General features: G+C 62.2%; 13 protein-coding genes, 1 tRNA gene and 1 pseudogene. 6 read left to right on the top strand and 9 right to left on the bottom strand.

Features of this window, described 5'->3' with window-relative positions:
• Positions 1 to 143 precede the first annotated feature (143 nt).
• From NKH06_RS03220 to NKH06_RS03210, 3 genes are all read right to left on the bottom strand, one after another.
• Positions 144 to 1,577, bottom strand: a complete 1,434-nt coding sequence (locus NKH06_RS03220) for an aldehyde dehydrogenase family protein (RefSeq protein WP_352892172.1) — start codon at positions 1,575 to 1,577, stop codon at positions 144 to 146.
• A gap of 159 nt (positions 1,578 to 1,736) precedes the next feature.
• The gene (locus NKH06_RS03215) at positions 1,737 to 2,120 is read right to left on the bottom strand and encodes an ACT domain-containing protein (RefSeq protein WP_023809332.1); all 384 of its coding nucleotides are present in this window, start codon (positions 2,118 to 2,120) and stop codon (positions 1,737 to 1,739) included.
• Between the two features lie 15 nt (positions 2,121 to 2,135).
• The gene (locus tag NKH06_RS03210) at positions 2,136 to 2,615 is read right to left on the bottom strand and encodes a GNAT family N-acetyltransferase (protein ID WP_128305590.1); all 480 of its coding nucleotides are present in this window, start codon (positions 2,613 to 2,615) and stop codon (positions 2,136 to 2,138) included.
• 285 nt (positions 2,616 to 2,900) lie between these two features.
• Here NKH06_RS03210 and NKH06_RS03205 point away from each other — a divergent pair.
• The 3 genes and pseudogenes from NKH06_RS03205 to NKH06_RS03195 form a co-directional block, all read left to right on the top strand.
• A pseudogene (locus tag NKH06_RS03205) lies at positions 2,901 to 3,047 on the top strand (cation transporter); the annotation flags it as partial.
• 396 nt (positions 3,048 to 3,443) lie between these two features.
• Positions 3,444 to 3,821: an ester cyclase gene (locus NKH06_RS03200; protein WP_023809335.1), complete on the top strand. Its 378-nt coding sequence runs from the start codon at positions 3,444 to 3,446 to the stop codon at positions 3,819 to 3,821.
• A 139-nt stretch (positions 3,822 to 3,960) separates the two neighbouring features.
• Positions 3,961 to 5,016, top strand: coding sequence for a YeiH family protein (locus NKH06_RS03195; RefSeq protein WP_023809336.1), 1,056 nt, complete (start codon positions 3,961 to 3,963; stop codon positions 5,014 to 5,016).
• A gap of 12 nt (positions 5,017 to 5,028) precedes the next feature.
• Here NKH06_RS03195 and msrC read toward each other — a convergent pair whose 3' ends face one another.
• The 3 genes from msrC to NKH06_RS03180 form a co-directional block, all read right to left on the bottom strand.
• Positions 5,029 to 5,526, bottom strand: coding sequence for a free L-methionine (R)-S-oxide reductase MsrC (msrC, locus tag NKH06_RS03190; RefSeq protein ID WP_023809337.1), 498 nt, complete (start codon positions 5,524 to 5,526; stop codon positions 5,029 to 5,031).
• 256 nt (positions 5,527 to 5,782) lie between these two features.
• Positions 5,783 to 7,408, bottom strand: a complete 1,626-nt coding sequence (gene groL, locus NKH06_RS03185) for a chaperonin GroEL (RefSeq protein WP_023809339.1) — start codon at positions 7,406 to 7,408, stop codon at positions 5,783 to 5,785.
• Between the two features lie 33 nt (positions 7,409 to 7,441).
• On the bottom strand, positions 7,442 to 7,804 hold the full coding sequence (locus NKH06_RS03180; RefSeq protein WP_023809340.1) for a co-chaperone GroES: 363 nt from the start codon (positions 7,802 to 7,804) through the stop codon (positions 7,442 to 7,444).
• Between the two features lie 250 nt (positions 7,805 to 8,054).
• Here NKH06_RS03180 and NKH06_RS03175 point away from each other — a divergent pair, with 250 nt between their 5' ends.
• Positions 8,055 to 8,303, top strand: coding sequence for a hypothetical protein (locus NKH06_RS03175; protein WP_023760015.1), 249 nt, complete (start codon positions 8,055 to 8,057; stop codon positions 8,301 to 8,303).
• Positions 8,300 to 8,566 carry a DUF1488 family protein gene (locus tag NKH06_RS03170; RefSeq protein ID WP_023809341.1) on the top strand — a complete coding sequence of 89 codons (267 nt, stop codon included), beginning with the start codon at positions 8,300 to 8,302 and terminating at the stop codon, positions 8,564 to 8,566. Before NKH06_RS03175 ends, NKH06_RS03170 begins: the two co-directional genes overlap by 4 nt.
• A gap of 28 nt (positions 8,567 to 8,594) precedes the next feature.
• Here NKH06_RS03170 and NKH06_RS03165 read toward each other — a convergent pair whose 3' ends face one another.
• The 3 genes from NKH06_RS03165 to NKH06_RS03155 all read right to left on the bottom strand — a co-directional run bounded on the left by NKH06_RS03165 (position 8,595) and on the right by NKH06_RS03155 (position 9,261).
• Complete coding sequence (locus NKH06_RS03165; protein WP_023809342.1) at positions 8,595 to 8,786, bottom strand: hypothetical protein; 192 nt, start codon at positions 8,784 to 8,786, stop codon at positions 8,595 to 8,597.
• 5 nt (positions 8,787 to 8,791) lie between these two features.
• A complete protein-coding gene (locus tag NKH06_RS03160) occupies positions 8,792 to 8,995 on the bottom strand; it encodes a hypothetical protein (protein ID WP_023809343.1) in 204 nt (67 codons plus the stop codon).
• Positions 8,996 to 9,185: 190 nt separating this feature from the next.
• Positions 9,186 to 9,261: transfer RNA gene (locus tag NKH06_RS03155), tRNA-Cys, on the bottom strand.
• 423 nt (positions 9,262 to 9,684) lie between these two features.
• On the opposite strand from NKH06_RS03155, the gene NKH06_RS03150 reads away from it, so the two are divergent.
• On the top strand, positions 9,685 to 10,728 hold the full coding sequence (locus NKH06_RS03150) for a LacI family DNA-binding transcriptional regulator (protein WP_352441768.1): 1,044 nt from the start codon (positions 9,685 to 9,687) through the stop codon (positions 10,726 to 10,728).
• The last annotated feature ends 7 nt before the right edge of the window (positions 10,729 to 10,735 follow it).

Below are 10,735 nucleotides of genomic sequence, written 5' to 3'. Positions count from 1 at the left end.
AAACTCCTGGTCATCCTCAATGCAAAAGCACGCGATGCGCGCAACGAGTTCGTAATTGCAACTTGACACCCCAGATAGTCGCTCTCCCCCACTCACGTGGGGGCGAGGAACCCAAGTCCTGAAAGTCGCCGCCAGTACCCCGTCTACTCTGCCGCCTCATACCCTGCGATGCCCTTGATCTCGAGGAAATCCTCGAGCCCGTATTCGGCATATTCGCGGCCATTGCCCGACTGCTTGTAGCCGCCGAACGGCAGGCCGGCGTCCCACTGCGGATAATTGATGTAGACATTACCGGTGCGCATGCGCGCCGCGACTTCGCGCGCCTTCTTCATGTCCTTGGCCTGGATGTAGGAAGCGAGGCCATAGACGGTGTCGTTGGCGGTCTCGACCACCTCGTCGACGCTGTCATAGGGCATGATCGCCAGCACCGGCCCAAAGATCTCCTCGCGCGCGATGCGCATGTCGTGGGCGACGTCCGCGAACACCGTCGGCCTGACATAGTAGCCGCGGTTAAGCTCGGCCGGCCGGCCTGGGCCGCCCGCTACCAGCGTCGCACCTTCATCGATGCCGGCCTGGATCAGGTCCTGGATCTTGTCGAACTGAACCTGGCTGACGACCGGGCCGAGCTTGGTGCCGGCGGCGTCAGCGGGGCCGACGGTGAACTTTTCCGCAGCCGCCTTGGCATAGCCGGCCGCCTCTTCATGGCGGTCGCGCGGCACGAACATGCGCGTCGGCGCGTTGCAGGACTGGCCGCTGTTGCTGAAGCAGCCGGCGACGCCCTTGCTGACGGCGCTTGCGAGGTCGACATCCCCGAACAGGATGTTGGCCGACTTGCCGCCAAGCTCCTGGTGCACGCGCTTGACCGTATCGGCGGCGGCCTTGGCCACCAGGATGCCGGCGCGGGTCGAGCCGGTGAACGACACCATGTCGATGTCGGGATGGCTGGACAGCGCCTGGCCGACGCCCGGTCCGTCGCCATTGACGAGGTTGAAGACGCCCTTCGGCACGCCGGCCTCGTCCAGGATTTCGGCGAAGATGATGGCGTCGAGCGGCGCGATCTCGGAGGGCTTCAGCACCATCGTGCAGCCAGCAGCAAGCGCCGGACCGACCTTGCAGGTGATCTGGTTGAGCGGCCAGTTCCACGGCGTGATCAGCCCGACGACGCCGATCGGCTCCTTGACCACCAGATGGTTGCCCTTGACGTGGCGGAATTCGAAAGTCTTCAGCGTCTCGGCCATTTTGGTCAGATGCGCCAGCCCAATGCCGACCTGGCTGTCCAACGCCATCTGGCGCGGCGCGCCCATCTCGCGTGACACAGCGACGGCAAGATCGCCACTGCGCTTCTTGTAGACCGCGATGATGCGGTTCAGCAGGTCGAGCCGCTCACCAACCTCTGTAAAACCAAAGCTGTTGAAGGCGCGCTTGGCGGCAGCCACCGCCTTGTCGACATCGGCCTTGGAGCCGAGCGAAATCTGCGCAAAGGCGTCCTCATTCGAGGGATCGATGACGTCCAATGTATTGGGCACAACAGGATCGACCCACGCGCCTTCGATATAGAATTGCAGATTGTGTGACATGGTTTTCTCCTTGGCCGCATGGCCGCGCCGGGCCGTCATATCTGGCTGGAGATAACGATGCACAAACGCCGCTGTCAAACGCAACCCCCGAAGTCGTTGAGCCAGTGCGGCAGTGATTGAGCCAGAGCGGTTGGGCCAGCGAGTAGTGGTGGGGATGGACTACAGCAAGATATGCCCGGCCTCGACCAGAAACCGCCTCGCGGCGGCCTGATCCGTCGCTTTCACCAACAGATGGTCACCATCGAAAGTGGACACCAGGAAGATGCCCAACCCGTTTTCCGACAACGGCCTGATAACCGACAGCACGATACCGGTTTCATCGAAGGCAAACGGGCCCTCGAGTTTGAAGGCCACCCAGTCGATATCCTGCTTGACGGCATGCGGCACGCGGTCCTGCAAGCAAACGATCGAAAGCTCGTCGTCAGTCCTTGTGATGCTGACGAAGCCTGGCCCGTCCGCCCAACCGGGAATGATCTCGCCCGCCTCCAGCCGGGAAACCGCGTAAAGCCCTAGGAGTTGCTTAAGCCTGACCCTGGCAGCCATTATCGAACTCCTTCGTCAGATTGCCGGTAATCCCGCGAGCCTCTTGCTCATATAGACCGTCATGCCGCCCATGAACGGCTCTTCCCGATCGATGACATAGCCCTGCCTCTTGTAGAGCGACACATTCGCCTCGAAGGCGCCATTGGTCAGCAGGCGAAGCTCGGCACGTCCTGCTTCGATTGCCTTGCGCTCGGCCAGCTCCAGCAACAGCCGGCCAATCCCTCTCCCCTGCGCATCCGGTGCCACGCAGACATTCTCGATCCAGAGGTGATCTGCGGCCAGGATGGTTTCGATCATCCCGACAATGCCGCCATCCTCGACGGCGAGATCGAACGGATGCTCGGCAACAGCCTTGTCGTAGTCGGCGCGCATAGGCAGCGGCTCGCGGCCGATCACCGGCACCCATTTGACATAGGCGGCACGAACGATATCCCGGATCGCGGTGGCGTCAGCGGGCTCGGCGGGCCGAAGCCGGATAGAAGAATTGTTGGTCATCAAAGTGCTCCAGATATGAAAACCCCCGCCGGCGGTGTCGCGGGCGGGGCTGGAAACGAACGAACCGGATCTATCCTGCCGGTCTTTGTCGTCGCGCAATCAGTCTGCCGCTCCGCACTGTGCAGGGGCGGCGTCGCTTGGTGTTGGTGGGCGCGAGGACGAACATGGCGCCAAGCTGGAGCATGATGCGTGGCGCTGTCAAGGCAGCTGCTCGATCGGTAATGTCTCATGTCATGGAATCGCTGCAGGCCTTGCGATAAACGGCAATTGATCGATGGACAAAATATGACCGGAACGCTGAACAAGGCGGTGCGGATGGTTGCCATCCTGAACCTGGCCTATTTCGGGATCGAGTTTGCCGTAGCCGTCTGGATCGGATCGGTATCGCTGTTCGCGGACAGCATCGATTTTCTGGAGGACGCATCCGACAATCACCGCCGCTGACGGCCCGGCTTTCGCCGTCGAGATGCAGGGACCACGCGGCAAGCAACAATTACTGGGCCGGTTTCTCTCTCCCCGCGCAACACAGCTTGACCGCGCCTTCGGGAATCGTTGCCCCGGCGGCCGGTGGGCGGCGCAATGCCCGGCCGATGGAACACCCTCCATCGCCGTCGCCGATATCCACACAAATCCGGCGGACCCGGCCCGGCCTTGGCGGCGGACGGCGCGGACGGGAATCTATCAGCCGCATCTGGTGGACGACGACCAGCGGAGCAACGACCGCGGCATGTTCTAGGCGGCGCGCCGGCAGGCGATGTCGCATCTGGACTGCACCCGCAGTCGTTCTATCTTTTTGCTCGACCCAGACCAAGCACCGGAGCCATCGCCGTGACCGTTACCGACCTCTATCGAGGCTACATCGCCTGCCTCAACAATCAGGATTGGCAAAATCTGCATCGCTTCGTCCATGACGAGGTCCACTACAATGGCGACCGCGTCAGGCTGGCGGGGTACCGCGAAATGCTGGAGCGCGATTTTCGGGAGATCCCAGACCTCTATTTCGACATCCAACTGCAAATCGCCGAACCGCCGTTCATAGCCAGCCGGCTCCAGTTCAACTGCACGCCGAAGGGAACCTTCTTCGGCCTGCCCATCAACGGCCGGAAGATCTCCTTCAGTGAGAACGTCTTCTATGAATTCCTCGACGACACAATCAGGAACGTCTGGTCGGTGATCGACAAGGCGGCGATCGAAGCGCAGCTTTAATCCAGGTCGGCCAGAAGATGACGCACAGCCAATGCCCGACCGATCGTTCGTAAAAACCGATCATTATGACGAAAATAATTCGTTGGAAAGATTATTTGAGGAATGACATTCTCCCCGCGTACTCGCCTGGAGCATTGCATTGTCTTCCGTTTCCCACTTCGCGAACGATATTCCGAAAAGCGCTTTTCCTGCTGATCTGACACCAAGGCGGAAATCCCTCAACTGGAATGGCATCGTCCCCGGCGTCGTCCTTGTCACGATGATCACGGCTGTTGCCTTCTCGGCCCGCAATGTCTCCGGCGTCGCCTTGTTCAGCCCGATGATCCTGGCCGTCGTTGCCGGCATGATCCACTCCAACGTGCTCGGCACACCGGTGCACGCCAAAGCCGGTATCGCATTCTCGCAAAAGCGCCTGTTGCGCTTCGCCATCGTGCTGCTCGGCTTCCAGCTGACGCTCGGCCAAGTCGTCTCGATCGGCGCCGGCGGCGTCGGCATTGTCGCGGCCACGCTTGGTGCCACCTTCGTTTTCACCATCACGCTCGGTCGGCTGATCGGCGTCGACGCCAAGCTGGCGCAGCTGATCGCCGCCGGCACCTCGATCTGCGGCGCCTCGGCTATCGTCGCCACCAACATCGTCACCGATGCGCGCGACGAGGACGTCACCTACGCCGTCGCCTCGATCACCTTGTTCGGCACCGTCGCCATGCTCGGCTTCCCGCTCATGGCGCCCATGCTCGGCCTCGACCAGCACGCTTTCGGCCTGTGGGCAGGCGCCTCGATCCATGAAGTGGCGCAAGTCATCGGCGCCGGCTTCCAGAACGGCACCCAGTCCGGCGAGATCGCCACCGTCGCCAAGCTGACCCGCGTCGCCATGCTGGCGCCGATGGTCGTCGCGCTCGGCCTGATGGCGCGCCGCAGGAGCAGCAGTGAGGTGGCGGCGCGGCCGCCCATGCCGTGGTTCGTCGCCGCCTTCGTCGCCATCGTGGCGCTGAACAGCCTCGTCACCGTGCCGGCCGAGGTGAAATCGGCAATGGCGCTCGCCACCACCATCATGCTGACCATGGGGCTGGCCGCCATGGGCCTGCAGGCCGACATCTCGCAGTTGCGCTCACGCGGCCTGCGCCCCTTGGCGCTCGCCTTCTCGGCCTTCCTGTTCATCGGCTGCTTCAGCCTGCTGCTGGTGAAATTCGCCTAGTCTAAACCGGGCCTAGTCCTCGAACGAACTCGCCGCGGCATAGATCGCCGCCAGCGTCTCGATGCCGGCCTGGTCGGCCTTGTCGAAGCGGCCGGGCAGCGGGCTGTCGAGATCGAGCACGCCGAAGACGCCTTCATCGTCCTCGAGCAGCACCACCAGTTCCGAGCGCGAGTCGGCATCGCAGGCGATGTGGCCGGGAAAATCATGCACGTCCTTGATCAGCATCGAGGTGCCGAGTTCGACCGCCGTTCCGCACACGCCCTTGCCGACGGCGATGCGCATACAGGCCGGCTTGCCCTGGAACGGCCCGAGCACCATTTCCTCGTCCGACTGCAGGAAATAGAACCCGGCCCAGTTGAGGTCCGGCACCATCTGGAAGATGAGTGCTGCGGTGTTGGCGGCGTTGGCGATCGAATCGCGCTCGCCGTCGAGCAGCGCCTTAAGCTGAGTGGCGAGGTCGCGGTAGAACGCGGCCTTGTCTGAGGTGTCGATGGCCTTGGCCGCAAACATGAACGTGTCTCCGTATCGAGGATAGCTGTTCGTCCGATCGCTTGCCAAAGTCGGCGAGCTCCGCGACCAGACGGCCGCCCGCACAGTCTAGCGTGGATTGCGTCCCCTCCGAAAGCCGCAAGATCAGGGGTGCCTCCCGGCGCTGAGCCGGACGGCAAGGCAGCTATGCGTAAACTTTGCGATCATCTTGAGAATCATGACGGCCCCGATCGGGGCCGTCATTCACCTCTCAAAGAGATCGGACAAGTCCCGGGTTTTAGTAGCCGCCCATACCGCCGCCGCCCGCCGGGGCAGCGTCTTTCGGCGGGATGTCGGTGATCATCGCTTCGGCGGTGATCAGAAGGGCTGCGATCGAACCGGCATCCTGCAGTGCGGTGCGCACCACTTTCGCCGGATCGACGATGCCTGCCTTGATCATGTCGACATAGACCTCGTTCTGGGCGTCAAAACCCTGATTGTGGTCCTTGCTGTCGGTGAGCTTGCCGACGACGATCGAGCCTTCAACGCCGGAATTCTCGGCGATCTGGCGGATCGGCGCTTCGAGCGCCCGCAGCACGATCGTGATGCCGGCCGTGACATCGGCATTGGCGCCGGTCAGGCCGCCAAGCACCGAGCGGGCACGCAGCAGAGCCACGCCGCCGCCGGGCACGATGCCTTCTTCAACCGCCGCGCGGGTGGCGTTCAGCGCATCGTCGATGCGGTCCTTCTTTTCCTTGACTTCCGACTCGGTGACGCCGCCGACGCGGATGACGGCAACGCCGCCGGCGAGCTTGGCCAGTCGCTCCTGCAGCTTCTCCTTGTCGTAGTCGGAGGTCGTCTCTTCGATCTGGCCCTTGATCTGGGCGACACGCGCCTGGATCGTCGCCTTGGTGCCGGCACCGTCGATGATCGTGGTGGTGTCTTTCTCGATCAGCACACGCTTGGCGCGGCCGAGCATCTCGATGGTGACGTTTTCAAGCTTGATGCCGAGGTCCTCGGAGATCATCTGGCCTGATGTCAGCACGGCGATGTCTTCCAGCATCGCCTTGCGGCGATCGCCGAAGCCCGGCGCCTTGACGGCCGCGACCTTGAGGCCGCCGCGCAGCTTGTTGACGACCAGCGTCGCCAGAGCCTCGCCCTCGACGTCCTCGGAGATGATCAGCAGCGGCCTGCCGCTCTGCACCACCGCTTCGAGGATCGGCAGCATCGCCTGCAGATTGCCGAGCTTCTTCTCGTGGATGAGGATGTAGGGCTCTTCCAGCTCGACGCGCATCTTGTCGGCATTGGTGACGAAATAGGGCGAGAGATAGCCGCGGTCGAACTGCATGCCTTCGACGACGTCGAGTTCGGTCTCTGCGGTCTTGGCTTCCTCGACTGTGATGACGCCGTCATTGCCGACCTTGTCCATCGCCTTGGCGATCATCTCGCCGACGCTGGCATCGCCATTGGCGGCGATGGTGCCGACCTGTGCGATCTCGGCCGACGACTTGACCTTCTTGGCGCGCGCCTGGATTTCCTTGACCACGGCGGAAACCGCCTGGTCGATGCCGCGCTTCAAATCCATGGGGTTCATGCCGGCGGCGACCAGCTTGGCGCCTTCGCGCAGGATCGAGGCGGCCAGCACCGTGGCGGTGGTGGTGCCGTCACCGGCGAGGTCGTTGGTCTTCGAGGCCACTTCGCGCACCATCTGGGCGCCCATGTTCTCGAACTTGTCGGCAAGCTCGATTTCCTTGGCGACGGTGACGCCGTCCTTGGTGATGCGCGGCGCGCCATAGGCCTTGTCGATGATGACGTTGCGGCCCTTGGGGCCGAGCGTGACCTTCACCGCATTGGTGAGGATCTCGACGCCGCGTAGCATGCGGTCGCGCGCATCGGTGGAGAATTTGATTTCCTTGGCAGACATGATTTTTATCCAGTTCGTTCGGAGAAAATGAGGTCAGGCAGCTTTCTTGGCGGCCACGGTCTTGTCGGTTGCAGCCGTCTCGCCCTTGTCGATGATCCCGGTCTCGCTCTTGTCGATGACGCCCATGATGTCGGCTTCCTTCATGATCAGAAGGTCCTCGCCGTCGATCTTGACCTCGGTGCCCGACCATTTGCCGAACAGGATGAAGTCGCCGGCTTTGACGTCGAGCGGAACAAGCGCGCCGTTTTCGTCGCGTGCGCCAGGCCCGACGGCGATGACTTCGCCCTCCTGCGGCTTTTCCTTGGCAGTGTCGGGGATGATGATCCCGCCCTTGGATTTGATATCGCCTTCGGCGCGACGAATGACGACGCGGTCGTGGAGTGGCCGAAATTTCATGGGAACTTTCTTTCTGGGGCCGGCACAGGCGGCCACGCCCCTCCTCTATAGACGCGTTGGCACTCGATAGATAGGAGTGCCAAAAATTATTCGCGGACCATATTAAATATTCAAAAGTATTATTTCAGCTGGCCGTTTCGTGATATCCGCAGAATGTCAAATAATTCAAAAGATTGAATTTTGCCGATCGAGTGCCTATTTATCGGACAAGTTCACTTTCACGATTTCAGGCACAAGGGAGATTTCTTCGATGGCCGAAGGCAATCAGACGATCATGGAAAAAGCTGAAGCCCGCTTTGTCGACAAGCAGAAGAAGACAGCGGAGAAAAACAAGGCGACCGCCGAATATATGTCCGAGGCAAGAGCCAGGGAAATCAAGACGGCAAGGCTGAGGGAGCTTCGGCTGGCCAAGGAAGAGGCCGATCGTGTCGCCGAGGCCCTCAATCCGACGCCGAAGAAGAAGCGGGTGACCAAGAAAGCCACGGAGGCCAAGACATGAGCCTCACCTTTCCCAACCGCAGCCGCAGCTATGACGAAGCGGGCCAGCGCATTCGTTTCGTTGGCCATGACGGCATGTTCCAGATCTCGTTTTCCGTCGCTGCCGACGCCATGGCCAAGATGCGGCCGGGCACAGCTGCCGACGAAGCCGGTTATCTCCAGACATTCGACACCGAGAGCAGCGCCATCCGCGAGGTGGCGTCGAAGGCCTATGACCGCACCCGCAAGAGCATGTATGTGCTGACGGCGGCCGATTTCGGCTGAAATGGCGGCGAGTTGGCGCTGACCGCGATCAGGTCTTGCGCTCGGCCCTTTCGCGGCGTCTGACGTCGCGGACATTCATCTGCACGACCATGTCCTCGGCCTCGCGCGGCCCCATCCCGACCATCACCTTTTGCCGGACAACCGCAGGCTGGCCGGTGAAGACATCGATGATGCTCCAGCTCTGGGGAAGCTCCATGCGCAGCGTGTAGCGGTTGGCCATGGCGGTCAGCCTTGCATCGTGAAAAACACGGCGCCCAGGATCAGCACCGTCCAGGCGACGACCGACAGTTTCAGCACCATGCCGCCATGCACGGCCAGAAGCTTCCGCAGGTGCGGCACACCTGCCGACGAGACCGGTGCCGCCGCCAAGGCGACAGGGGCCTTGAGGCCAAGTTTTCCAAAGACGGGCAGCAGCGACGGTTCACGCACGAAAGGCCTCGAATGTCAGGGAAAAGCGAAGCAAGAACGCTCGCACCCCTTCCATAGCACTTTTTTCGCGAGCGCCTGCATGCCAAATTCAAGACAGGACTGCTTTGACGGCCAGTCCCTACTGCATTCGCAACACACAATCTATTCGTGGGAACTGACTGCGCCCGGGGCAGATTGGGACGCCAAATTTTGGAGGCCTCGCCTCGGGATCGAACCGAGGCTTCAGAGATTTGCCGTCTCCAGCGTAGCCGCTCCGCCACGAGGCCATGGCTGTGAAGTAGCGGCCAAATATTTACGGAAAGGTTAATCCCGAGGGATTGTTCAGAATTTTCGGGGTCGAGTTTCAGAGCGTTCGCCAGCCAACCTTGCCGGGTCTCGCTTCCGGCGCAGAGTTGAAATCCTTCACGCCCCAAGCGGCAGCCCGCCCCGTCTCGACCGAGGGCCTCCAGCACTGCGACTGACGTTCTTCCCCTGAGCTACGCGCTTCCGAGGCTGCTTTTACCCCGCGTTGCATTTCGGAGGAGAGGAGCGGAGGCCAACCAACTTTTCCCCTTGAACAGCGATTCGATCTGGCTTAGCTTCATCTGAGAAAAGGTTTTCTCAAACAATCGTCGTCGGGCTCGGCCACCTGCCGGGCCTTATCCGGCTCGGCAAGAGAAAACCTTTTCCCAACCAAGGATCTCGGCGCGATGCCATCGGACGATCTGCCTGTTCCGGTCTTTTCCAAGCCAGTCACCTTGCGTGACGTGGCCGCCCAGGCCGGAGTCAGCGTCGCCACCGCATCCAAGGCGCTCAACGGCCAGGGCCGGATGACAGCCGAGACGCGCGAACGCATTCGCGAGACCGCCCGGCGGCTTGGCTTCCGACCCAACAGCCTGGCGCAAAGCCTGCTCCGGCGCCGTAGCTTCACCGTCGGCCTGCTCACCAACGATACCTATGGCCGCTTCTCGCTGCCGTTGATGTCGGGCATTTCGGACGCGCTGGTCGACAATGGCGTCTCGGTGTTCCTGTGCAATGTCGAGGAGGATCCGCGGCTGGGCCAGATGCATGTCGACGCCATGCTCGACAAGCGCGTGGACGGCATCATCGCCACCGGCAAGCGCATCGATCGCCATCTCCCCGTCGACCTCTCCAATCTGCGCGTCCCGGTGATCTATGCCTTCACGCAGCCAGATCCCGACGCCGTCGCTTTCGTCTCGGACGATGTTGGCGGCGCCCGGCTGGCCGTCGAGCATTTCTGCCGGCTGGGCCGCAAGCGCATCGCCCACGTCACCGGGCCGGCGAGCTTTGCCGTGGTGCACGCGCGCGTCCAGGCTTACCGCGACGTGCTCGTCGAAAACGGCCTGACGGTCAGCGAGCCGCTGCTCGGCTCCTGGTCGGAAGCCTGGGGTCACCAGGCGGTTGCGCAACTGTTCGACGGCAAAAGCGAAAGGCCGGACGCGGTCTTCTGCGGCAACGACCAGATCGCGCGCGGCGTCATTGATGCTCTGCGCGAACGCGGCCTCGACGTACCCGGCGATGTCGGCGTCATCGGTTTCGACAATTGGGAGATCGTGGCCGAGGCGACGCGTCCGCCGCTGACCTCCATCGACATGAACCTGGTTGCTCTCGGGCGCGAGGCCGGGCTGACCCTGCTTTCGCTGGTCGGCGGCAAGCCCGCCGCGCCGGGCATTCGAAAACTGCCGTGCCGGCTGGTGGTGCGGCAGTCATGCGGCCATCCGCTGGATGGCTGAAACCAAG

This window comes from Mesorhizobium sp. M1342, assembly GCF_040317955.1.
Classification (GTDB): Bacteria; Pseudomonadota; Alphaproteobacteria; order Rhizobiales; family Rhizobiaceae; genus Mesorhizobium.
The sequence above is the reverse complement of the archived record's forward strand: the minus strand, read 5'-3'. Positions and strand labels throughout refer to the sequence as shown.